The organism is Curtobacterium sp. PsM8, from assembly GCF_030433875.1.
Taxonomy (GTDB): Bacteria; Actinomycetota; Actinomycetes; order Actinomycetales; family Microbacteriaceae; genus Curtobacterium.
The window spans coordinates 55,231-79,150 of sequence record NZ_JARUXD010000007.1 but is presented as its reverse complement, the minus strand read 5'-3'; the positions used below and the strand labels follow the sequence as shown (position 1 = coordinate 79,150).

Annotated in this window: 14 protein-coding genes and 1 pseudogene; 1 reads left to right on the top strand and 14 read right to left on the bottom strand. The window is 72.8% G+C overall.

Annotation, left to right across the window (positions count from 1 at the left end):
• Window positions 1–98 precede the first annotated feature (98 nt).
• The 7 genes from ispG to QCD68_RS02835 all read right to left on the bottom strand — a co-directional run bounded on the left by ispG (window position 99) and on the right by QCD68_RS02835 (window position 7,742).
• Window positions 99–1,229 carry a flavodoxin-dependent (E)-4-hydroxy-3-methylbut-2-enyl-diphosphate synthase gene (gene ispG / locus QCD68_RS02865; protein ID WP_221850379.1) on the bottom strand — a complete coding sequence of 377 codons (1,131 nt, stop codon included), beginning with the start codon at window positions 1,227–1,229 and terminating at the stop codon, window positions 99–101.
• 113 nt (window positions 1,230–1,342) lie between these two features.
• A complete protein-coding gene (locus tag QCD68_RS02860; protein WP_367316822.1) occupies window positions 1,343–1,954 on the bottom strand; it encodes a cysteine hydrolase family protein in 612 nt (203 codons plus the stop codon).
• A complete protein-coding gene (locus tag QCD68_RS02855) occupies window positions 1,951–3,531 on the bottom strand; it encodes a purine-cytosine permease family protein (protein WP_301221939.1) in 1,581 nt (526 codons plus the stop codon). The genes QCD68_RS02860 and QCD68_RS02855 overlap by 4 nt, the downstream gene beginning before the upstream one ends.
• 79 nt (window positions 3,532–3,610) lie before the next feature.
• Complete coding sequence (locus tag QCD68_RS02850; protein WP_290158048.1) at window positions 3,611–4,939, bottom strand: M50 family metallopeptidase; 1,329 nt, start codon at window positions 4,937–4,939, stop codon at window positions 3,611–3,613.
• A gap of 130 nt (window positions 4,940–5,069) precedes the next feature.
• On the bottom strand, window positions 5,070–6,170 hold the full coding sequence (gene dxr, locus QCD68_RS02845) for a 1-deoxy-D-xylulose-5-phosphate reductoisomerase (RefSeq protein WP_301221938.1): 1,101 nt from the start codon (window positions 6,168–6,170) through the stop codon (window positions 5,070–5,072).
• 100 nt (window positions 6,171–6,270) lie between these two features.
• Window positions 6,271–7,239 carry an FKBP-type peptidyl-prolyl cis-trans isomerase gene (locus QCD68_RS02840; RefSeq protein ID WP_301221937.1) on the bottom strand — a complete coding sequence of 323 codons (969 nt, stop codon included), beginning with the start codon at window positions 7,237–7,239 and terminating at the stop codon, window positions 6,271–6,273.
• A 5-nt stretch (window positions 7,240–7,244) separates the two neighbouring features.
• Window positions 7,245–7,742 carry an OsmC family protein gene (locus QCD68_RS02835; protein WP_301221936.1) on the bottom strand — a complete coding sequence of 166 codons (498 nt, stop codon included), beginning with the start codon at window positions 7,740–7,742 and terminating at the stop codon, window positions 7,245–7,247.
• 51 nt (window positions 7,743–7,793) lie between these two features.
• Between QCD68_RS02835 and QCD68_RS02830 the strand changes: the two genes are divergently transcribed.
• Window positions 7,794–8,780, top strand: coding sequence for an asparaginase (locus QCD68_RS02830; protein WP_301221935.1), 987 nt, complete (start codon window positions 7,794–7,796; stop codon window positions 8,778–8,780).
• 949 nt (window positions 8,781–9,729) lie between these two features.
• Here QCD68_RS02830 and QCD68_RS02825 read toward each other — a convergent pair.
• The 7 genes and pseudogenes from QCD68_RS02825 to QCD68_RS02800 all read right to left on the bottom strand — a co-directional run bounded on the left by QCD68_RS02825 (window position 9,730) and on the right by QCD68_RS02800 (window position 23,920).
• Window positions 9,730–11,487, bottom strand: a complete 1,758-nt coding sequence (locus tag QCD68_RS02825) for an FHA domain-containing protein (RefSeq protein WP_301221934.1) — start codon at window positions 11,485–11,487, stop codon at window positions 9,730–9,732.
• A gap of 45 nt (window positions 11,488–11,532) precedes the next feature.
• Window positions 11,533–11,601: pseudogene (locus tag QCD68_RS17470) on the bottom strand (zinc-ribbon domain-containing protein); the annotation flags it as partial.
• 123 nt (window positions 11,602–11,724) lie between these two features.
• Window positions 11,725–14,094, bottom strand: coding sequence for a DUF3488 and transglutaminase-like domain-containing protein (locus QCD68_RS02820; RefSeq protein WP_301221933.1), 2,370 nt, complete (start codon window positions 14,092–14,094; stop codon window positions 11,725–11,727).
• Window positions 14,091–15,431, bottom strand: coding sequence for a DUF58 domain-containing protein (locus QCD68_RS02815; RefSeq protein WP_301221932.1), 1,341 nt, complete (start codon window positions 15,429–15,431; stop codon window positions 14,091–14,093). The genes QCD68_RS02820 and QCD68_RS02815 overlap by 4 nt, the downstream gene beginning before the upstream one ends.
• A 65-nt stretch (window positions 15,432–15,496) precedes the next feature.
• Window positions 15,497–16,468 carry an AAA family ATPase gene (locus QCD68_RS02810; protein ID WP_111073611.1) on the bottom strand — a complete coding sequence of 324 codons (972 nt, stop codon included), beginning with the start codon at window positions 16,466–16,468 and terminating at the stop codon, window positions 15,497–15,499.
• Between the two features lie 94 nt (window positions 16,469–16,562).
• On the bottom strand, window positions 16,563–22,496 hold the full coding sequence (locus QCD68_RS02805) for an Ig-like domain-containing protein (protein ID WP_301221931.1): 5,934 nt from the start codon (window positions 22,494–22,496) through the stop codon (window positions 16,563–16,565).
• The gene (locus QCD68_RS02800; protein WP_301221930.1) at window positions 22,493–23,920 is read right to left on the bottom strand and encodes a serine/threonine-protein kinase; all 1,428 of its coding nucleotides are present in this window, start codon (window positions 23,918–23,920) and stop codon (window positions 22,493–22,495) included. The genes QCD68_RS02805 and QCD68_RS02800 overlap by 4 nt, the downstream gene beginning before the upstream one ends.

Sequence of the window (23,920 nt, the reverse complement as noted above, 5' to 3'; positions counted from 1 at the left end):
GGGGGGGGGGGGGGGGGGGCGCGCCGGGGGGGGCCGCGGGGGGGGGGGGCCCCCGGGCCCCCCCCGTCCGGCATGGGGTCGCGAGCGACCACCGACCCTTACGAGGTGACGACCAGCGGCTTGCCGGTGCCGGCTGCCGGGCCCATCTCGTCGGCGATGCGGTTGGCCTCGTCGATGAGCGTCTGGACGATCTCGGACTCGGGGACGGTCTTGACGACCTGCCCCTTCACGAAGATCTGGCCCTTGCCGTTGCCGGAGGCGACGCCGAGGTCGGCCTCACGCGCTTCGCCCGGACCGTTCACGACACAGCCCATCACGGCGACGCGCAGCGGCACGGTCATGCCCTCGAGACCCGAGGTGACGTCGTTGGCCAGCTGGTAGACGTCGACCTGCGCACGGCCACAGCTGGGGCAGGAGACGATCTCGAGCTTGCGTTCGCGGAGGTTCAGCGACTGCAGGATCTGCAGACCGACCTTCACCTCTTGCGCGGGCGGGGCCGACAGGGACACGCGGATGGTGTCGCCGATGCCCTCGCCGAGCAGGATGCCGAACGCCGTGGCGCTCTTGATGGTGCCCTGGAACTCCGGGCCGGCCTCGGTCACGCCGAGGTGCAGCGGCCAGTCGCCACGCTCGGCGAGCTGACGGTAGGCCTTGACCATGATGACCGGGTCGTTGTGCTTGACCGAGATCTTGAAGTCGTGGAAGTCGTGCTCCTCGAACAGGGAGGCTTCCCACACGGCCGACTCGACGAGCGCTTCGGGGGTGGCCTTGCCGTACTTCTGCATGAGGCTCGGCTCGAGCGACCCGGCGTTCACGCCGATGCGCAGGCTGACGCCGGCGGCCTTGGCAGCCGCGGCGATGGCACCGACCTGGTCGTCGAACTTCCGGATGTTGCCCGGGTTCACACGGACCGCGGCACACCCGGCGTCGATGGCCTGGAAGACGTACTTCGGCTGGAAGTGGATGTCCGCGATCACCGGGATCTGGGACTTCTTCGCGATGATCGGCAGCGCGTCGGCGTCGTCCTGACTCGGCACGGCGACACGGACGATGTCACAGCCGGAGGCGGTCAGTTCGGCGATCTGCTGCAGGGTCGCGTTGATGTTCGTGGTCGGCGTCGTGGTCATCGACTGCACGGACACGGGGGCGTCGCCACCGACCAGGACCTTGCCGACCCGGATCTGCCGGGACTTGCGACGAGGGGCCAGGGTTTCGGGGGCCTTCGGCATTCCGAGGTTCACTGCGGGCACGTCCCGAACTCTACGCGCTCGTCCGGACAGCGCGGTCCGCGGGGACTCAGGCTCGGCTGGTGCCCAGGATCGCGGCGACGGTCAGACCCGTGTCAGAGCGTGTCGACGACCGTGATGAGCGGGGCGTAGAGACGCATTGCGTCGAGTGCCCGGACGTGGTCGGCGTCGCTCGCGCCGGCACCCGCGTCGGCGACGACCGTGACCCGGACGCCGGCGTCCGCTGCCGCCAGGGCGGTCGACAGGACGCAGCAGTCCGTCGAGACACCCGTCAGCACGAGGTGTGTGTCCGCTCCGCTGCCGGTCACGGCCTGGAGGCTCGTCCCCCACTTCCCGAAGGTCGGCTCGGTCACGACGGGGACGGCTCCCACCGCCGGCAGGTCGCCTGCCGCGAGTGCGGCGAACGGCTCGGTGAGTGCGTACAGGTCGTCCTCGTCGGGGACGAGCGCGAACGGCCAGTCGCGGTAGTACGGCACCCACGCTCCGGTCGGCTGGGCGGGAGCGACGAACCGGGTGAGGACGGTGCGGCCACGGAACCGTGGCAGGAGCCGTTCGATCGCCGCCGACGCTCCGGCGAACCGTGGCGCGGCCCAGGGGCTGTCGCCGGTGAAGACCCGCTGCATGTCGATGACGACCAACCAGGCACCCGCCGTGTCGACACCGTCGCCCGTGCCGGCATCGTCGACCGTGCCGACCGACGCGGTCACGGGCGGAGCTCCGCGTCCGGTACCCGGGACACCGGCTCGGTGACCGGCAGGGCCTCCTGGCGACGGACCGCCCGACCGCCGAGCAGCAGCGTTCCGAGGAACCCGACGACCAGCGCCACCAGGACCCCGAGGTTCGCGTACGCCCACGGACCGGACACCCCGCCGAGACCGAACGGGCCGAGCAGGAAGCCCTGCCAGTGCACGAGCTCGGCGCCGGGCGTGGAGTTCGTCACGAGCCCCCACCCGAGCACCGAACCGACGACGACGAGCGCGATCGCGGCCCACCGCACGCTGCCGTAGCGGCCGCGCGGACTGTCGAGCTCGTCCTCGGCGTAGGCGCGACGGCGGAGCAGGACGTCGGCGACGAACACTCCGCACCACGCCGCGATCGGCACGCCCAGGGTGATGAGGAACGCCTGGAACGGTCCGATGAAGTCGGTCGCGAAGAACACCACGAACACAGCTCCGGCGACCATGAGCACCCCGTCGACCCCGGCCGCGACCGGTCGTGGGATCCGGACGCCGGCGCTGAGGAGCGCCAGGCCCGAGGAGTAGATGTCGAGGACGGCCCCACCGACGAGGCCCAGGATCGCGACGACCGCGAAGGGCACGAGGAACCAGGTCGGCATCACCGTCACCAGGGCACCGATCGGATCGGCGGAGATCGCACCGTGCAGCTCCTTCGACGATCCGGCCAGCATCACGCCGATGACCACCAGGACCGCGGGTGCCAGTGCCCCGCCGAACGTCGTCCATCCGACCACGCCGCCGGTCGAGGACGAGCGGGGCAGGTAGCGCGAGTAGTCCGCCGCCGCGTTCACCCAGCCGAGACCGAAGCCCGTCATCACGAGCACCAGGGCACCGATCACGTTCTGTGCGCTGCCGGACGGCAGCGCGGCGAGCGTGCCGAAGTCGATCGAGGGGAACGCCAGCACCACGTAGACGACGGTCAGAACACCCGTGACGACGGTGATCCAGGCCTGCATCCGCATGATCACGTCGAAGCCGGCGATGCCCGCGCCGACCACGAGTGCCGCGACGACCACCAGGGCGACGAGCTTCGTCAGGACGCCGTCGTCCCACCCGAGCGCCTGGAACACGGTCGATGTCGCCAGCACGGCGAGGGCGGCCAGCGCGGTCTCCCACCCGACCGTGAGGACCCAGCTGAGGAACGACGGCAGCCGGTTGCCGTGCACACCGAACGCCGCACGACTGAGGACCATCGTCGGAGCAGACCCCCGCTTGCCCGCGATCGCGACGATCCCGCACAGCAGGAACGAGAAGACGACGCCGACCACCGAGACCAACGTGGCCTGTGCCAGGGAGATCCCGAAGTCGAGGACGAACGAGCCGTACGCCAGACCGAGCACCGAGATGTTCGCGGCGAACCACGGCCAGAACAGCCCGCGCGGTCGGCCCTTGCGTTCCGACTCGGCGATGACGTCGATGCCCTGTCGCTCGACGGCACGGGTCTGGCCTGCTCCGGTCTGGCCGATTCCGGTCTGGCCGATTCCGGTCTGGCCTGCTCCGGCCCGGTCGGCGACGGGCTTCTGCGGGGCCGTCGGGTCTGCGCTCATGGGGTGAGCGTAGTGCGCGAGGACGCCGGTGCGGGCTCCCTGCAGATCCGGTGTCTGCTCCCCGAAGAGCCCGTGCCTGCTACCCGAACAGGTTGACCGGCCGGACGATGTCCGCGTAGATGAGGAGCGCGCTCATGCCGGCGAGCAGCACGACGACGACCATCGTCAGCGGCATCGTCTTCGCCAGATCGATCGGACCCGGGTCGGCCTTGCCGAACAGGCGGAAGGTCCGGCGTTTCACGGCCTCCCACAGGGCGCCCGCGATGTGCCCGCCGTCGAGCGGCAGGAGCGGCACCATGTTGAGCACGAACAGACCGATGTTCAGCGACGCCAGCAGTCCGAGGATCGTGTACACCTTGTCCACCACGGGCACGCCGCTCATCGACGAGACGGTCCCGATCGCCCGGCCGACCCCGACGACCGACACCGGGCTGTCCTGCGAGCGGGCCTGCGAACCGAAGGCCGCGTTCCAGACCGCCACCAGGCGCTGCGGCAGATCGATGATGAGGTGCGCCGACGCGCCGATCTGGGCGCCCGTCGCGGGCAGCACCGCCGCCGGGGACTGCCGGACCAGCGTCTGCCCGATGCTGACGCCGACCACACCCACCCGCTGGGTCTTCGTCGTGCCGTCGCTGTTCTTCGCGACCGTCCCGTCGGCCGTGTAGACGTCGCGGGTGGCGAGTGCCGGCGTGACGCGGAGGGTGCGCTCGGTGCCGTCACGCTCGACGACGACCGGGACGGCCTTGCCGGCGGACCGCTGGAACGTGTCCGAGACCTGCGTGATGGTCGGGTTCCGCACGCCACCGACGGACAGGACGACGTCGCCGGACCGGAGTCCGGCCTCCTTCGCGGGCGAGACGGCGTCACCGTCGGCGCACGTCGTCCGCGCGCTTGTCGGCAGGACGCAGTCCACACTCGAGGTGAAGGTCGTGGTCGGCGCGCCGAACCCGACGAGCAGGATCCCGAACAGGACGATGCCGATCACCAGGTTCATCGCCGGACCGGCGACCATCACGATGATCCGCTTCCACGGCGTCAACCGGTAGAACGCCCGCGAGTCGTCGCCACCCGACTCGGCGATCTGCTCCGCACTGGCCGCCCGGGCGTCCTGCACGAAGGCCGAGTACATGCCGGTGTTCGTGATCTCGCGACCGGAGGCTCGGGGCTTCAGCATGCCCACCATCGAGATGTAGCCGCCGAGCAGGATCGGACGGATGCCGTACTCGGTCTCGCCACGTCGGAAGGACCAGACCGCCTTGCCGAAGCCGAGGGAGTACTGGGTCACCTTGACGTTGAACAGCTTCGCGAAGGCCAGGTGGCCAAGCTCGTGGAGGCCGATCGACACCAGCAGACCGATGATGAAGACGACGACGCCGAGGATGAAGAGCAGGACGGTTCCGACGGTCACCGGCAAAGAGTACGGGACGCTGGCCATGACGGAGCCGTACGCGGGCTGGGTGGTGATGTGAGCCTCCCGAGCGGTGTGGCCCTGGAGGGCGGAGCCGCCCGCGTGAGCGTTCCCGGCCGGGAGGCGCGGATCACGCCGTGCGCGACAGGATGCGGTCCGCGGTCTGCCGCGCCCACCGCTCCGCGGCGAGGACACCGTCGAGCGACGGCTCCCCCGCGGTGTGCTCGTCGACCACCCGCGCGACCGTCTCCACGATGTCGAGGAAGCCGATCGCGCCCGCGTGGAACGCGGCGACGGCCTGCTCGTTCGCCGCGTTGAAGACCGCCGGGAACGTCCCGCCGAGGACACCGACACGCTTGGCGAGGTCCACGGCACCGAAGGCCTGCGTGTCCAGCGGCTCGAACGTCCAGGTGCTCGCCGTCGTCCAGTCGAGCGGGACGCCGACGTGCGGCACACGGTCCGGCCACGCCATCCCGAGCGCGATCGGCAGGCGCATGTCCGGTGGCGAGGCCTGCGCGATCGTGGAGCCGTCGACGAACTCGACCATCGAGTGCACGATCGACTGCGCGTGCACGGTGACGTCGATGCGGTCGTAGGGGACGCCGAACAGCAGGTGCGCCTCGATGACCTCGAGTCCCTTGTTGACGAGCGTGGCCGAGTTCGTCGTGACCACGAGGCCCATGTCCCACGTCGGGTGGGCCAGCGCCTGCGCCGGCGTGACGTCGGCCAACTCATCGCGGGAGCGGCCGCGGAACGGACCACCGCTGGCGGTCAGGACCAGGCGTCCGACCTCGGCGTCGCTGCCGGAGCGCAGCGCCTGCGCGATCGCGGAGTGTTCGCTGTCGACCGGGACGATCTGCCCGGGAGCGGCCGCGGCCTGGACGAGCGGACCGCCGACGATCAGGCTCTCCTTGTTCGCCAGCGCCAGGGTCGCGCCGGTCTCGAGGACCGCGAGGGTGGGGCCCAGGCCGACCGAGCCGGTGATGCCGTTCAGCACGACGTCCGCCTCGACGCTCCGAACCAACCGTTCGGCGTCGGCGGACCCGAGGGCGGTCTCGCGGACCCCGAACCGGGCGGCCTGCTCGGCGAGGGCGGTCGCGTTGCTGCCGGCCGTGAGACCGACGACCTCGAAGCGGTCGGGGTTCCGCTCGATGACGTCGAGGGCCTGCGTGCCGATCGACCCGGTGCTGCCGAGGAGGACGACACGGCGGCGGGTGGTGCTGGGGCTCATGGGGGAAACCTACCGGGAGCGCGTTGCTGCCGCCGCGCCCCGCACGACGAAGGGCGGGTGGTGCGTCGAGACGCACCACCCGCCCTTGCCGTCCGGCAGGTCAGCCCTTGGCGAGCAGATCGACCACGAACACCAGGGTCGCGTTGGCCGGGACGCCCGAGCCCTCTGGCGGAGTGGCACCGTAGCCGTCTTCCGGGGTGACGACGATCATGACCTGGGAGCCGACCTTCTGGCCGACCAGACCCTTCACGAAGCCGGGGATCAGACCGCTGTTCGAGATGGTGAAGGTCGTCGGGGAGCCCTTCGACCACGAGGAGTCGAACTCCTTGCCGCCCTTGTAGAGCACGCCCTTGTACTGGACGAGCGCGGTGTCGCCGTCCTTGATCGTGTCGCCGTCGCCCTGCTTGATGACCTCGGCCGTGGTCTTCGTCGGAGCGGCCGTGTCGGGGATCGTGATCGTCGGCTCGCCGTTCGCGGCGTCCTTGACGGTCGGCAGCTTCGGGTCCTGGTCCTTCGGCGTGCCGGTCGACTTGGTCGGCGTCTGCTCGACGACGTCCGCGACGACGACGATGGAGCCGGTCGTGTTGAAGCCGAGTGCCGCTGCCTGACCGACCACGGCCACGCGGTCGCCCACCTTCGCGCACGACAGGATGGCGCCGAAGCCGGTGCCACCGACCGAGAGGACCTGCGGGTTGCCCTGGTCGAAGCCGACCGTGACGAGGTTCTTGGCGTCCTTCGCGCTGTACGCCGTGTAGGCGACCTGTACGAAGTCACCCTTCGACAGGGACGCGCCCGAGCCCTTGACGACGCGGGTGGCCTGCGGCGGGTCGGCCGTCAGCCCCTTGTCGAACGTGACCTTCGGCGCTGCCGAGCCGCCGACCGATCCGGTGGCCTTCACGGAGTCCGAGGCCGTGCCGGGCTTCGGGCACGAGGTGATCGGCGTCGGGGTCGAGCTCGGGGCGGAGGTGGCCGATGCCGAGGGTTCCGACGAGCCGGAACCGGAGCAGGCCGCGAGGCCGAGGATCACGGCGGGCACGAGGGCGAGGGGGAGCAGACGGAGACGCTTCACACGGGTCATCCTGCCGCACTCACTGATGCGTCGGCTCCGAGGACGGTGATCTCGGCCCCGTGGTGGACCGGGAACGCGACCGAGCGGGCGATGAAGCACAGCCGGTTCGCCTCGGCGTGTGCGGTGCGGGCGTCGTCGACACGGTCGGGCTCCGTGATGGTCACGACGGGCCGGAGGAGGACCCCGGTCAGTTCCCCCGAGCCGTCGCGGTGCACATCGAGACTCGCCGTCGCGCGGTCCTGGTAGTCGACCACCGTGATGCCGAGCGTCGACGCGACGTACAGGTAGCTCATCATGTGGCACTGGCTGAGGGCGGCCAGGATCATCTCCTCCGGGTTCCAGCGATCGCGGTCGCCGCGGAAGGTCGGGTCGGCGCTGCCGAGGACGTCGGGCTTGCCCGCCGCGCTGATGACGTGGTCGCGACCGTAGTCGCGGTACCCGCTCGTCCCGGTCCCCCGGTTGCCGGTCCAGCGCACGGACACCTCGTAGGAGTGGTCGGTCATGGGCGGTCCCTTCGTCACGGTGAACGGTCCGGTGGTCGGTAGGCTCGCCGCATGAGCGTGGCCCCCAGCACCGACCGTCATCCTCTCACCGCCGACGGGTCCGTCGAGCTGGCGGTCCTCGACCGTTCCGGCTTCGACGAGAGCCGCCACATCGGCGCGGGGGTGGTCGTCACCGCGGACGGCACCGTCGTCGACGCGGTCGGGGACGTCACGGCGAGCATCTACCCCCGCTCGACCATGAAGCCCTTCCAGGCACTCGCGATCCGCCGTGCCGGGGCGCTGTTCGCCGGGGACGAGCTCGTGATGACGACGGCGAGTCACGCCGGGACCCCGTCACACCAGTCCCTGGCGCTGCGCATGCTCGAACGCTTCGACCACGTCGAGGACGACCTGGGTTGCCCGCCAGACCTGCCCTTCGACCGCGAGACCGCGCGCGGTATGGACGGCCCGCGGCGCCTGGCGATGAACTGCTCCGGCAAACACGCCGGGATGCTCGCCGCCTGCCGCGTCCACGGATGGGACGCAGCGACGTACCTGGAGATCGACCACCCGCTCCAGCGTGCGGTCCGCAGCACCTTCGAGGACTTCACCGGCGAGGTCGTCGACGTCGTCGGCACCGACGGGTGTGGCGCGCCGGTGTTCCCGCTGACGCTCACCGGGCTGGCACGGGGCATCGCCGGTGTCGTCGCCCGGGCAGACGACGACACCGCTGCGCTGACCGACGCCGTCCTGGCGAACGCGTGGGCGATCGACGGCGTGGGCCGGGCGAACACCGTGACGATCGAACGGCTCGGCGTCCTGGCCAAGCTCGGGGCCGAGGGCGTGATGGTGATGGGTGTGCCGCAGGGGCCCGCCGTCGCCGTCAAGGTGCTGGACGGGTCGCTCCGTGCCGGCACCCTGGCAGCGCTGACGCTCCTGGTGCGCAACGGGCTGGTCGATGCCGAGGCCGCCGACGAGGTCCTCGCCGCCACCGGCGAGCGGGTGCTCGGCGGCGGCGTGCCGGTGGGTGCCGTCCGCACTGGTGCCGGCCTGCACTGAACCAGGACCGGGCTGTCCACAGGGCCGTCCGCAGGGCTGTCCGGGTGGTGCTGGTCGGGCCGAGGAGCCGCGCGGTCCGGCACGACGAGCAACGGCAAGGTCGGACGCACCGTGACCCCGACGGGGTCCATGGATCCGTCGGCCAGGCGTCGTCGGAGACGACACCCGTAGCGCGTCACGTCGACGACGGCGGTGCAGCAGCGGGGTGCGGTCGTCGTGCTCGGCACGAGCACCACCGAGGCGGCCCGGTGCCCCTCGGGATCGAGCAGGACGGCGGCGCAGGTCCCGTCCGGCATCCCGCTGCGGACGATCCGCTGCCCGAGCAGAGCGGTGTCCGCCGCGACTCGGAGCGACGTCGCCGAGGCCTGCGGGTCGACCGTGCTCCGCTCAGCGGGCCTGGCGCGCAACTCGTCGAGCTGGTCCACGAGGCCGGTGAAGACCGCGCGCGCGAGCGCACCGGTGCCACAGACGACGACGCCGCCGGACGGGTCGGCCCGGACGAGGGCGCCGCCCGAGGTCCGGCCGATCAGGATCGCGCCGTCGGCTGCGGCCTCGGGGATCCGGTCGTGCTCGGCTGTCCCGCCGAGTTCAGGGTCGAGTTCGGGCTCGATTCCGATGCCGTGTCCGTGTCCTCGTCCACGTCCGTGTCCGTCGTCGGTCGCCGGAGGGATGACGACCGCCGCCGGACCGCCGCCCGTTCGTGGCGCACGTACCAGCACCGCGACGAGGAGACAGACCGCGGCAGCCACGCAGAGGCCCGGCACGCTGCCGACCGGCACGACCAGCATCCCGACGGCGATGAGGACCGCCACCACGACGGCTGCGCGACGTGCTCCACGAGGTTCCATGCCCCCATCACATCGGGAAGCAGACCCTCACCACCTGCTCGCCGTGCGGTCTGTGGAGAACCAGACGGTGGCGCGTCACGGTGCAGGAAGGCGCCGCGGTGTCACTGCAGCAGGAAGAACTGCTCCCCCACGTCGACGCGGGCTCCGCGCTCGACCCGGTAGCGCCGACCCGGCTCGCACCGGCGGATCGACCCGTCGATGTGGCGGATGACCGTGCCGTTGCCCGAGTAGCGGTCCGACACCCAGAGGTCGTCGCCGTCACGCCCGAGTTCCAGGTGCGTCTTCGACACCGACTTGCCGGGGTCGCGGATCGTCAGCAGCTCGTCGAAGTGCTCCTCCGGCTCCGGACGTGGCAGCCGCCCGAGCAGCGCGGAACCATGCACGCCGAGGCGTTCGCCCGTGCTGAAGTGCAGCAGGAACGGGGCGTGTTCGGGCTTGCGCGACACGATGCGTGTCGCCTCGACGTCCTCGTCGTCGTCTTCCTGGAGTGCGGCGTCCGCCGGCGCTTCGTCGGCCGGAGCGACCTTGGGAGCCTCTCCGGCGTGCGGGACAGGCGGGAGTGGGGCCGCAGCCGGTGCATCATCGACCGTCGACGTCGTGGGCGGTGCCGTCACGGGCCGGGGCGACACGGGCGGGAGCGGTGCGGCCCAGGTGAGGTGGGCCTCCTGGTCGGCGGCGGTGCCGCCTCCGGCGTCCTCCTGCCGGTCGGAGTTCGTCTCGGGCTCGTCGGCGACGGGAGCGTCAGCGGTGAGCTCGTCCGCGGCGGGTTCGTCCGACTCCGGCTGGCCGGCAGGCTCGTCGTCAACGTGCTCGTCGTCCACCTGCTCGTCAGCCTCAGGCTCGTCGGAGGCCGCGTCGTCGACGACCGGCCCGTCGACGACGGGCTCGTCAACGGTCTCGTCGCCGACCGGTTCGTCGTCACCGGACCCGTCGGCAGCGTGGTCGCCTTCGCCGTCGCCGTCGGTGAGCTCGCGTGCGTCGGAGACGGCGCTGCGGAGCGCGTCCTCGTCGGCCGCCCAGTCGGGCCGGGTGAGCGGCAGCGGCATCACCGGACCGGTGAAGGCCGCAGTGACCGCGGGCCGGACGGAGCCACACTCCTCACAGAAGATGTCGTCGGGCTCCAGGGTGTGCCCGCAGACGTGGCAGGTCGCGCTCTGGCTTCCCGGCGCCACGAGCGGAGCGGGGCGGGGCGCGCGGCGTTCGACGACGGGCTGGAACGCCGCGGTGTCGCCGGGTCGGGGTGCGTCGTCGAACGCACCGGCGTCGGGCACGCCCGGGGTGCCGGCGTCGGCGTCGGTCGAGGAGGACACGTCGGTGACCGCAGCGGACGGGGCGCGACCGATCCACCAGGACGGTCCGGCCGGCGGCGCTGCCGGGGTGGCCTGCGGTTCCCAGACCGGGACGGCGGCGGATCCGGTGCCTTCCGTGTCAGCGGACTGCTGCCCGGCGGACTGTTGCCCGGTGGGCTGTCGCTCTGGGGGTGCCCAGGCGGCCGTGCGCTGGACCTCCGGGTCGTCCTGCGGTGCGACGTCCTCGGCGGGGAAGGCATCCGGGTCGAGCGTCGGTTCGGCAGGCGCCTGCGCTGCCGACGTCTGGGCTGCCGACGTCTGCGCTGCGGCCGGGCGGCCGGTCCAGTCGCCGAGACCCGTGCCGGCACCGTGGACGTGGGTCGGCGCACTGCGCGGCGTGAGGTCCGCCGCGTCCGGCTCGGGAGCGGGACGGCTGCGGTCGGCGCCGGTCAACCAGGCCCGGGTCGCGGGGTCCAGCGTGGACTCGGGGAGCCACGCGTCGTCGGCGGTCTCCGGTGCGCGACCGTGCGCGTCGGGCTGCTGCAGCGGCGGCGGTGTCGACCGGTCCACGGCTTCGACGGGTGCAGTGCGGCGAGCTGCCGAGGTCGTGACGGCTCGTCCGCACTCACCGCAGAAGATCGCTCCGTCCGGGAGCGCCGATCCGCAGTGTTCGCATCTGATCACAGGGTGCCTCTGTCCTCGTCCGGCCGTCCGCGAGGTGCTTCCGGCCTCGGGACATCGTAGTCACCGCCGATCAGAGCAGTCTCCGCGCGCCAGCGGAGGCAGCCGCAGCACCCAGGCCCACCGTCACCGACGGAACGAGCGCAACGACCGGAACGACCGGAACGACCGCAGCGAGGTCGCCGCACGGAACCGGGCACGTCGATCGCGGCCGACGCGCAGTGCGGTGATCGCCGCGTCCACCGCCGCCCACGTCCGGTCGGCACCGGCACGGTCGACGTCGGCCGGACCGAAGACCGCCGCATCGGCATCGGCCGCGATCGCTGCACCGGCGTCCCCTGGCGCGGCCTGACCGACCTCTCGGCGGGTGGCTGTCGGGTCGACGTCGTGGCCACCGTCGAGCAGGGCGTCCCGGTACTCGTCCCACGCACCGACGACCCGGGCCCGCGCCTCCGGTGCTCGACGGCGCCGTCGACGCCGGAGCCGCTTGGCCGAGACGACGGCGGCGATCGGCAGCAGCACGAGCGCCAGGAGCCCGAGGACCCCGAGCGCCCACGGCAACACCGCGAGCAGGATCTGCAACCACAGTGGCTGCGTCGGCGGGGTGTCCCGGTCGGCCTGCGGCGGCGTCTGCTGGTCCTGGTCGAGCTGTTGGGCCGGGGGCGGCGGCACGACGGTCTCGGGCCGCGTCACCGGCTGCGGCGTCTGGTCGGACTCGTCCGGGATCTCCCGGACGACCGGGTTGGGGTCGAGCATGACCCAGCCCCACTGCGCCGTGTCCACCTCGATCCGGGCGGTGACGTCGGGGCCGCGGAACGTGGTCCGCCCGCCCGTCGCTACAGCTTCCTGATCCCCCGAGTCGCCACCGGGCGTGAACCCGAGGACGACGCGCGCGGGGAACCCGATCTCCCGTGCCATCAGGGCGGCGGCGACGGCGTACTGCTCCTGGTCCCCGACCATCGGCACGGCGGTGAGGAGCTGCGTGATCCGGTCGGCACCGTGACCGCTCCGGCTGGGACGGTCGTCACCGACGCCGTGACTGACGTACCCGGTGCGCCGCAGCGCCTGCAGCGCGGCGAGCAGTTGCGCTCCGTCGCTCGTGTCCGCGTCGGTGTCGGCGCGGACGGCGTCCTGCACCGCGGCCGGCACCGCGCGCGGTGTCGGGACGGCGGCGTCGCCCGGCCGGGCGTCGGTCAGCTCGTCCTGGGTCGGTTGGTCGGGGACCACGGCGGACAACGTGTACCGCGTCCGGCCGGTCACCCCGTCGACGAGGGCGGCGGTGCCGGTGGAGCGGTTGTAGAAGAAGGCGGTCCGCTCACGGTCCGCGTCCGGTCCGCGGAACGCGACCGACGTCAGGTCACCGACCGTGGGCAGCCAGACCCCCCGGTACCCCTGGACCGTGACGGCGACGTCGACGGCGGTCCCCCGTACGTCGCGGGTGTCGACCGCGGTCGGGACCCGCTCGAAGGACCCGGACGCCGAAGCGCCGTCCGGACCTCCGACGCGGTAGACGACGCCGTCGTAGGTGTCCAGGGTCGCGATCCGCACGAAACCGCCGGCGGGCAACCCGGTGACGGTGAGTTGGGGCTCGTCGGCTCGGCCGGACTCCTCGTAGGCGCGGAACCCGCTGAGCGGGCTGACCTGGTCGCGCGGGTCGAAGGGCTTCACGACGTCCGTGCGGGCGACCGTGCGCGCTCCCGACGGGGGCGCGACGAGACCGAGTCCGGTGGCGACGACGGCGGCCGCGGCGATCGTCGCCGTGCCGACCAGCGCCGGCCGGACCACCGCCCGCACGATCGGCACGCGGGCTCCGGTGGTCGCCGCGACGGTCGCCGCGCGCCGGAGGTGCCGGACGGTCAGCGCCCACACGAGCGCGACCCCGGCGAGCAGGACGCCGAGCCAGACGGACGTCTCGAGCCGCGTCGGTCCGAAGACGGTGCCGGTGACGAAGAGCGCGAGCGCCGGCAGGCTGGCGAGCTCCGGACGGGAGGCGCGGGTCGCGATGCTCACGCCGACGACCGTCACGAGGAGGACCGACACGAAGTACGGCACGAGGAGCGCCTCGTACGACCCGACCGGCAGGGTGATCGTCAGGAGGCGCCGCCACCCGAGGGCGACTCCGCTGAAGAGCTCGACCAGTCCGGGCAGCGTCGGCAGGGGGCCGTCCGCCGCGCCGGGCACGGCAGCGGGCACGCCGGTGGCCGCGAAACCGACGACGGTCACGATCGACACGACCGAGGCCGGGAGGCGCATCCCGGCTCCCAGCAGCGCCACCACGGAACCGACGACCACGGCCGTGACCCCCGCGGCCACCATCGCGCTGTCACGGTGGATCGGCCACCAGGCCGTGCTCGCGAGCGCCACGAGGAGCCAGACGGCCAGCGTGCCCGCGACCAGACGCAGCGGCGACACCCGGCGTCGGCGGGCAGCTCGTGCCCCCGACCGGGGCCCGGCGTGCGGTGTCGGGCGCGGGGCCCGGCGCTCGTCGATGCTCATGCGCTGACCGACCGCTGCAGGGCGTGGCGGAGGTCCTCGAGGTACCCGACGGTCATGACCGTCAACGCGCCGACCCGGACGGACCGAGGCACGGCCTCCGGTTCGCAGACGACGGCGACGACCTCGACCCCGACGGGGAACCGCGAGGCGGCGAGGCGGAGGGCCGGCACCGCGACGGTCGAACCGACGACCAGGAACGCGACGGAGATGCCGGGGGTGTCCCGACCGGCGATGCGCGCGACCTCGGTGATCGGCAGACAGGCGTCGGCCAGCCCCACGCGGGCGAACGCGTCGAGCAGGCGGGTCGGGGTGACGGTCGGCAGCGGACGCACGGCGCGGACGGCACGCTTGGCGAACTCCGGGGTGCGTTCCGAGACGACGACGGTGACCTCGCGGCCGTCCCGGACGGCACGGGCGCCGAGGGACGCGGCGACGCTGACCGCGAGCTCGAACTCGTCGTCGTCCGCGAACTCGGCGCGGGCGATGCCGAGTGCGACGACGAGGTGTGAGCGCCGGGTGTCCTCGAACTGCCGCACCATGAAGGCCCCGGTCTTGGCGGTCGACTTCCAGTGGATCGTCCGGGGGTCGTCGCCCGGCATGTACTCGCGGATCGCGTGGAAGGCGATGTCGGCCGGCGAGAGGTCGGTCGTCGCCTGCCCCTCGAGGTCGCGGACCAGCCCGGTGCTCGTCGACGGGATCGCGATCGTCCGCGGGTGCACGATCACCTGCTCGCGAGCGGTCCAGACGACCTCGCGACGCACCAGGCCGACGGGGTCGGCTCGCACGCCCGTCACCGGTCCGACGTCGAGCACGCCACGGCGGACGGTCGGGACCGCGACGTACTGTTCGAAGGTGCCGCGGGGCGCCACCGTGGGGATCGTCACGTCGACGAGCCCGGTGCCGACCGGCACCTCCACCGTCGTCGGGACGGTCGGGAGGCGCGTGGGGTTCTCCGCGGTGATGGTCACGCCGGCGTCGTCCCCCACCACCACGCGGTGCTGCGGTGGGGTCATCCGGATGAGCAGGCGGGACCGGCCGAGGAGGGCGATCGCCGCCACCACGACGAGGACCGCTCCCGCCCACCCGACGACCACGACCTCCCGGAGCCCGGCGCGGTACCCGGCGACGAACGCGACGACCGTCAGGACGGCCACGATCCACCCGAGGGGCGTCACGACGGACGCGACCTCGCCCCCGGCACGGCGGACGAGCCTCCCGAGCGAGCGCCAGGCGCGGACCACGCCGACCATCGCGTCGGCGGCGACGTCCTCACGGTCACCGACGAGGCGGGTCCGGACGTTGGTGAGGCCGGCGACCGTCCCGGTACGCTCCTGCACGCCCGAACGACGCGACCGCGTCGCGACGGGACGACGGGACCGCGTGTCGGCGGGACGGCGGTCCGTCACCGTGGGACCCGGTCGGCCGGCGGTGGCGTCTCGACGAGCAGCTGCGCGACCACGCTCGAGGCGCTGACACCGTCGAACTCGGCCTCCGGGTCGAGCACCATCCGGTGGGCGAGGACCGGCTCGGCGAGGGCCTTCACGTCGTCGGGCGTGACGTAGTGCCGTCCGGTGACGGCGGCGAGGACGCGGCTGGCCCGCATCAGGCCCATCGCGCCGCGGACGCTGACACCGAGTCGGACCTCGTCGGCGGCGCGGGTGCCGTCCACGAGTCGCGCGACGTAGTCGGCGATGACGGGGTCGACGTGCACGGTGCGGGCGAGTGCCGCCATCTCGGTGACGGTCGCGGCGGGGACGACGCTCGCGACCGGGACGGCGGCGGACGGCGCCGCGGACGTCTCGAGGATCCGGACGGTCGCCGCGTGGTCCGGGTAGCCGATGGACGTCTTCATGAGGAAGCGGTCGAGCTGTGCCTCGGGCAGGCGGTAGGTCCCAGCCTGTTCGATCGGGTTCTGCGTCGCGACGACCATGAACGGCTGCGCCAGTCGGTGGGTGACTCCGTCGACGGTGACGGCGGACTCCTCCATCGCCTCGAGCAGGGCGGACTGGGTCTTCGGACTGGCGCGGTTGATCTCGTCGGCCAGCACGATGTTCGCGAACACCGGACCGCGGTGGAACTCGAACTCCTGCGCCCGCTGGTCGTAGACGCTGATGCCGCTGATGTCGCCGGGCAGCAGGTCGGGGGTGAACTGGATCCGGTTCGTCGACCCCTGCACGCTCTGGGCGAGGGCGCGCGCCAGGCTGGTCTTGCCGGTGCCCGGGACGTCCTCGAGCAGCAGGTGTCCCTCGCTGAGCATCGCGGTGACGGCGAGCCGGATCACGAACGTCTTGCCGAGGAGCACCTGCTCGACGTTCGACACGATGCGGCCGGCGACGTCGGCGAACCGGGTGGCCTGCTCCGGGGTCATGCTCATGCGGGTGTCGTTCCTTCTGTCGTGGGGACGGCGTGGTCGGTGCTCGGGGTGCTCGGGGTGCTCGGGGAGCTCGTCGGGCCCGCGCTGCGCGGTGTCACGGTGTCGGCTGGCTCGGGTCGCCGGAGCCGGGCGCCGGTGCCGGGTCCCCCGGCGCAGGGTCCGCGGGGGCGGGGTCCGGCGGTGGGTCCGCTGCCGCGACCGCCGACGTCGCCGGTGACTTCTCGTTCGTCGCCGAGGACCGCGGGTCGGCGTCCAACTGGGCGGTGACGAGGACCCGGACGAACCGAGCGCCGGTCGGTGCGGTGGGGGCGGTGCCGCCCGACTGCCAGGTGTCGGACGCCTGCGCGGCGATGGGGACCGTTCCGGCGGCGTCGCTGTACCACCGTGCCGTGTACGTGACGGTGACCCCTGCGCCGACGGCGGGGCCGGTGAGGGCGATCCGCGTGCCCTCCTGCGCGCCGGTCACCGTGCTCGCGGTGTCGAACGCGGCGACGGTCCCCGACCAGGAGGCGTCCTTGCCGGTGCAGAAGGCGTCGCCGGGTGCGCCGCACGCCTGCAGGGTGACGGTGGCTGCGGCGTTGCGCGCGCCGGCACCGGGCACGCCGGTCCACGCCTGACCGGGCTGCAGGGTGACGACCGACGAACCGGTCTGTAGGCGGTAGTGGTCGATGTCCGACCCCGGAGCGGTGACCCGGACGTCGGCCTGGTTCGCCGTCGCCCCGGGGACGACCGCGACGGTCGGCGAAGCGGTTCCACCGGGCGTCTCGTAGGCGACCGCGCTGGCGGAGGCGACGTTGCAGAACAGGCCGTTGTCGGACACGACCGCGTAGCGGACACCACCGCCGCCGACGCCCGAGTCGGTCGTGCCGGACTGCGCGCCGAGCGACGTCTGGTCCGCCAGCGCGGCGCAGCTCGGGCTGGTACCCGAGGCGATCCGGTAGACCCGGTAGGTCGGTCCCGCTCCCCCGGCGCCGTCGGCAGGCGACCAGGTGATCGTCACGGTCGACTTGCCCTGGTCGTCCGGCTGGTCGCCGGTGACGGCCCGGACGTCCTGCGGCGGTCCTGGGGTCCCGACGGCGGTGCCGGACGCGGTCGAACTGTTCCACTGCACCGCCGTGCCGTCCCGGGCCGCGTCGTTGCGCGGCGAGACCGTCACGACGTAGACCGCACCACTCGTCGCACCGCTGAAGGACGTGGTCGTCGCGGTGCCGGTCCGCTTCGTGTCGGTGAGACCCGGGCCGGCGATCGTCACCACGTGGTCGTCGACGGCGCTGCCCGTGGCCGGGCGCGGGACCGCGTCCCACGAGACGTCGAGCTGGCCGGGGTTCGTCTGGTCGGGCACGACGGACAGCCCGGTCGGTGCCGCCGGGACGAAGTCGGCGCTCATGGTGGCGGACTGCGGCGAGGGCTGCGAGCTCCCGAGGGCGTTCTCGGCCAGGACGCTGAACCGGTAGGACCGGGTCGGGTCCAGTCCGGTGAGGGTGCAGACGGTCGCGGTGCCGCAGTCCTTCGCGACGCCGCCGGTCCCGGTCACTCGGTAGCCGGTGATCGGCGAGTTGTTCGCCCGCGGGGTGGACCAACTCAGCGTGATCTGCCCGCCGGTCTCGGCGCCGGTCCGGGTCGGCGTGCCGGGGGCGTCGGGGACGTCCTGCACGGAGACCGTCACGTCGCCCCACACCGATCGGTCGGCGTCGCCCGTCGCGTCCGCGACCCGGTACTGCAGGTGCGTGTCGACCGGTTGCGCGTCCGCCGCGACACCCACCCGGAGGCGCGACCGGTCGGCGCTCGGGGTGACGGTCACACCGGCGGGGATGCCGCCCGCGAGACCCCGGATGTCGATGACCCGCAACGGCTGGCCCGGGAACGGGTTCGTCTGTCCGTCGTTGGCGAGGACGTCGATCGTGGTCGAGGTCCCCCGTCGCACGACGGCGCTGTCCGGCCCGGGCTGGACCAGCGGCCGGGTGGACGCGACGACCTCGACGGTGATCCGTCCGGCCCGGCCCTGGTTCGTGGAGTCGGCGACACCGACCCCGATGGTGGACCGGGCTCCGGGTGCGGTCGAGTCGTCGACGGCGACGGTCAGGCGCTGCCCGGAGATCGTCGCTGTCGTGCCGTCGTCCGGCCGGTCGAGTACGGACCACCGGAGTTCGGGCAGGTCCGCCGGGTACGGGTAGTCGGTCAGCTTGGTGAGGTCGAGCACGCGTCGGTCGCCCGGCTGCATCTCGATGGTCGTGCCGGTCAGGGACGGTGGCTGGTTGGAGCGGGGTGTCACCGTGATCGGCAGCACGAGGGTCGCGACGCGTCCGGCACCGCCGTTCGCCGCGGAGCCGTCCGTCACCTCGAACGAGATCGACGCCTTGCCGAAGTAGAGCTTCGACGACGTGAACTGCAGCGTCGAGTCGTCGAGCACGAGCGAGCCCCCGTCGGCGTGCGTCGCCTTGACGGCCCCTCGGTCCGTGACGGTCGCGGTCTTCCCGCTCGCGGTCACGACGTAGCGCGAGAGCGGGATGCGCACCGTCGACTCGCTCCGGACCGAGACCGCGGGCGCGGTCCGGTCGAGTTGCGGCAGGGCGTCGTCGGATCCGGGGAGGTGGACGAAGCCGTAGGACACCACGTCGGGATGGTCACGTCGGGTCACCGAGAACGGGATCACCTGCGAGGCATCGGAGACCCGGATGTTGAGGCGGTCGTCGCTCGTGACGGACGCGGCGTCCCCGTAGCCGGCGACCACGCCGACGCGGAGGTCAGCGTCGGTGCCCTCGGCGAAGAAGACGTTGCGGAGGACGTCCACCGTCACGCTCTGCCGTCCGACGACGTCCTGCAGGTCGAGGACGGTGTCGTCGACCTCGGGACGCAGCGGGAGGGCGTCGCGGTCGACGGTCACGGTGACGAAGGCCGTGCTCGTCGCCCCCTGTTCGTCAGCCACGGTGTAGGCGACCGCGAAGTCACCACGCCGTGCGGACGCCGGCGGAGTGACCTGCACGGTCTGGCCGCCGACGATCCGCGCGCGGACGTCGGACGCGCCGGGTTCGACCGCGGTGACGGTGAGGCGGCCGCCCTCCGGGTCGGAGTCGTTCTGCAGAACGCGGACCGAGACCGAGCCACCGGGGCGGATCGTGATGCGGTCGGGTTCGGCGACGGGCCGACCGGCCTGGTCGGCCCGCGGTGCGATCCCCACCCTGACGGTCCCCGTGGCGCGGGCTCCGAGCGCGTCGACCACGGTGTACGTGAACTCGTCGGTCCCGGCCGAGTAGTCGCCGGCCTCGTAGGTCAGCGAGTCGGACGTGACGTCGGCCACCGAGCCCTTCTCCGGGTTCGACGCGACGCCGACCAGCTGCACGGAGTCACCGTCGGGGTCGATCCCGGTGAGCGGCACCGACACACGGACCGACTGCCCGGCGACGACGCGTGCAGTCACGGTCTGCGGCACGGGGGCGCCGTTCGTCGCGCGGTCGCGGTCGCGGACCGACACCGAGACGGTCGCGTCCGCGGTCTGGCCGTCCGGACCGGCGACGCGGTAGGCGGCCGTGTACGTGCCCGGGGTGTTCGGTGCGAGGTAGCGGAGGTGGTCGCCGGAGACGAACAGCAGGCCGCCGCCGCGCGGGACGTCCTGCACCAGGTCGGGCCGGAGCGAGATCGCACCGCCCTCCGGCTGCGTGTCGTTCGCCAGGACGTCGATGTCGGTGACGGCGCCGACCCGGACGGTCGCGGTGTCGGGTTGGGCGACCGGCGGCTGGATGCGGTCCGGCTCGGGGATCTCGACGACCGTGATCGTGCCGGTGGCCGTCGCCAACCCGTTCGAGACCGTGTACCCGAAGGACACCGGGCCCTCGAGCGGCGCGGTCAGGGTGACCCGGACGATGTGCTGGTCGACCACGTCCGCCTGCACCCCGGAGCCGCTCGGCGGCCCGCCGAGCCCGGTGACGAGGAGGACCCCGCCGGCCGGGTCGAAGTCGGTCGCCGTGACGTCGGTGTCCTTCGTCGACAGCGTGGTGACGAAGACGGTCTTCGGGGTCGTGACCGGCGCGGCCGAGGCGTCGGGCGGTGCGAGCACGGTGATCCGGACCACGCCGCTGGCGGTCTTCGTGCCGTCCGAGACCGTGTACTCGAGCTGCCAGTCGCCCGGCGTCCGCGCCTCGACCTCCACCGTCCCGCTGTCGTAGCTCGGCGTGACCGTCAGGCCGCGCGCCGAGGACACGCTCGTCAGCGTGACGGCACCGTTGCCACCGCGGACGTGGTCGAGGGGGTCGACCGTGAACGGCTTGTCGGCGTACCCGCTGACCGGGAACCCCTCGGCCCGGAGCGGCACGTCACCCTGCGCCGCCACCGCCACGGTGACGGATCCGCGGCCGGCGTCGCGGCCGTCGCTGACCGTGACCTGCTGGACCCGGTCCCCCGTGCGGCCGCTGTCGTTGCGGTAGTCGAGCAGGCCGTCCGGGGTCGTCGAGGTGTGGTCGCCCTCGGACGGGCTGGCGGACTCGAGGTAGACCGGGTCGCCGTCCGGGTCGATCCAGTCGCCGAGGACGTTCGTCGAGACGTGTCCACCTCGGACCACGTCGGCCCGGGTGTCGCGGACCTGCCGAGGCGGGGCGTTCTCCGAGTCGGGCCGGACGGTCACCCGGACGGTCGCCGTGTCCGACCCGCCGTTGCCGTCGGTGATCGTGTACGGGAACGTCACGACGCCGGTCGCCGCCGCGGGCAGCGAGATCTGCAGCTGCTGGCCGTCCGTCACGATCGCGACGCGCGCGACCCGTTCGTCGACGTCACCCACCTCGCTGACGACGAGCGGGTCGCCGTTGGGATCGTGGTCGTTGAGCAGGACCGGGAGGGTCGTGGTGCGCCCCGGACGAGCGCCCAGGTCGTCGTCGACCGCGACCGGCGGCGCCTGTTCCTTCTCGACCTCCGGGTCGTCGTCGGACGCACGCTCCTGCTGCTGGTCGTCCTGCTGGTCGACGAGCTGCGCCCAGTTGTCGATGAGCTGGCCGCTCCGTCCGACGGCCCAGGTACGTCCGCTCTCCGGGTCGTTCGCCACCACGGTGCGACCGTTGTGGACGACCTGGAGGGCGGCGCCTCCCGGCACCCGGTCCAGGTCCTGCATCGCACGACCGTCGCACGTGTCGACCGCCTGCCCACCGCTCCAGGCGCCGAACGTGCAGCCGTCGTCGGTCCACGGTCGGGCCGCCCGGCCGGACACGGCGAGGGCGGACTGCTGCACGGCCCCCGACGCCGACACCCGGACCAGGCCGGCCGTCCCCGCCACCGTGACGTCGGCGCCGACGTCGGTGGACTGCTGGAGGGCCGGTGCGGAGCCGACGCGGGCCCCGAGGTCGACGGTGCGGCCGTCGACCGAGAGCACGCCGTCGGTGCGGTCGAGGACGGCGAGGTGGTCGCCGACGGTCGCGACCTGGAAGTCGTGTGTGAGGTCCATCCGGACGGTCACACGGCGTTCGACGGTCGGCGTCGTCCCGAGGGTGACGAGCGAGGCGGTAGCGGTCCGGGGCGAGTAGACGGCGACGTGGTCCGTCGAGGCGTCGAAGACCGCGTCGGCACCGAGGGTCAGCTGCGGGTCGGTCGACGCGTCGAACTCGTCGAGGGAGCGGGTCGGGGTGGTCCAGAGCCCGCCGGTGTCCGTGTTGCCGACGACCGCGGTGTCACCGGCGAACAGGACGGTCGGCGAGCCGGTGGGGAGGGTCACCGCGTCGCCGAGGGTGGCGTCGGCGACGTCGACGCGGGCGACGGTGCCCTTCGTCTGGTCGACGGCGTAGACCATCGACCCGTGCTGCAGCACGGACGTGGCGTCCGAGGAGGTCTCCACCGCGGTGTTCAGTTCGAGCACCTGGGGGTTGGCGCGGCCGACGGCACCGTACTGCGCCGAGGGCACCCACACCGTGCCGTCGCCGAGGTCGACCCGCTGGGCGTGGTACCCGTTCGACACGAGAGCGGTGCCGGCGACGACCGCCCCGACCACGACGGCCACCACGGTCGTCACGGTCGCGGAACGCCGGGCGGCGAGCAGCCGCCGGATCACCGGGCTCCGCCGATCGTGCCGCACCGCTCGGCGCTGTCCACGCCCGTGCGGCCGTCCCGGTTCACCGCGACCCGGATGCACTGCTCGACGCCCGGTCGTCCGGTCGCGACGAACGTCGTCCCCGTCTGCTGGCTCGTCGTTCCGTCCGCCGTCACGACGAAGGTGTCCCCCTGCCGGAGGCCCGGATCGGTCCACCGGAACGTGACGGTGGACGCTCCGGCCGTGGCGCTGAGGTCCGACACCACCGGGACGGCGTCGTCACCGCCGCGGGTCAGGACGGCGACGGTCGTCACGGCCAGCGCGAGCACGACGACCGAGGACAGGACGGTCGCCCACACCAGTGCAGCGCGGGACCCGCGGCGTGCCCGAGCCGTCGAGGCCGACCGGTGCACGGTGCCGACGCTCTGCGACGCACTCGCCACCGAACCGCCACGCAGGTCGGAGCGGTTCCGACGGCGTCGACCCGACCGGGCGACGCCGCCCGCCGCAGCGGCACCGACGGCCGCGATGACGGTCTGCTCGTCGGGACGCGAGGGGGTGGTGACCGCCCAGGCCTCCACCGCGACCTCGGCCGGGGTCTGCGGGAGACCCAACTCGGCCTCGACCTGCTGGAAGCCGCGCACGAGTTCCATCACCGTGGACGGGCGGTCGCGCGGCCGACGGGACAGTGCCGCGCCCAGGACCCGTTCGAGTGTGGGCGGGACGTCCGGGCGTCCGGTCGGGCGCGGGCCGCCCTTGTCGATCCGTGCCATCAGGTCCGCGGCGCCGTTCTTCCCGCCCGGGACCTCGAAGGGACTGCGGCCGGCGAGCAGCGAGTAGACGGTCGCAGCGAGCGAGTAGACCTCGGACTGGATCGTGCCGCGCGACTCGTCGGCGAGGACCTCCGGCGCCGACCAGGGGATGGACATGCCGACGGGCTCGTCCGGGTCGGCTTCACCGAGCGTCGCTGCGATCCCGAAGTCCGACAGCACGGGGTTGCCGTACGCCGTGAGCAGGATGTTCGACGGCTTCACGTCACGGTGCAGGACGCCTTCGCGGTGCGCAGTCTCGAGCGCCGATCCGATCCGCACGCCGACGGAGAGGACCTGGGACACCGGGACGGGCTCTCGGCGGTACCGCTCGCTGATCGACGCCGAGCACAGTTCCATCACGAGGTAGGGACGTCCGTCGGCCGCGACACTCGCCTGGAAGACGGTGAGGATCGAGGGGTGCGTGCTGAGGCGTGCCATCAGGTTCGCCTCACCCTGGAACATCTGACGCACGCGATCGTCGACGACCTCGTCGAGGAGGACCTTCACCGCCACCTTCCGGCGGGGCATGTCCTGCTCGTAGAGGAACACGTCGGCGAAGCCACCGGAGCCGAGGACGTGCACCGGGCTGAAGCCCGGGATCACGGGAGCTGTCGACGGCAGTCGTCGGGCCAT

Bases quoted from the DNA above. Each gene is read 5' to 3' on its own strand.
- QCD68_RS02855 (WP_301221939.1), bottom strand. From the start codon at position 3,531: ATGAGCGCAGACCCGACGGCCCCGCAGAAGCCCGTCGCCGACCGGGCC.
- QCD68_RS02835 (WP_301221936.1), bottom strand. From the start codon at position 7,742: ATGACCGACCACTCCTACGAGGTGTCCGTGCGCTGGACCGGCAACCGG.
- ispG (WP_221850379.1), bottom strand. From the start codon at position 1,229: ATGCCGAAGGCCCCCGAAACCCTGGCCCCTCGTCGCAAGTCCCGGCAG.
- dxr (WP_301221938.1), bottom strand. From the start codon at position 6,170: ATGAGCCCCAGCACCACCCGCCGCCGTGTCGTCCTCCTCGGCAGCACC.
- QCD68_RS02830 (WP_301221935.1), top strand. From the start codon at position 7,794: ATGAGCGTGGCCCCCAGCACCGACCGTCATCCTCTCACCGCCGACGGG.
- QCD68_RS02800 (WP_301221930.1), bottom strand. From the start codon at position 23,920: ATGGCCCGACGACTGCCGTCGACAGCTCCCGTGATCCCGGGCTTCAGC.
- QCD68_RS02810 (WP_111073611.1), bottom strand. From the start codon at position 16,468: ATGAGCATGACCCCGGAGCAGGCCACCCGGTTCGCCGACGTCGCCGGC.
- QCD68_RS02820 (WP_301221933.1), bottom strand. From the start codon at position 14,094: ATGAGCATCGACGAGCGCCGGGCCCCGCGCCCGACACCGCACGCCGGG.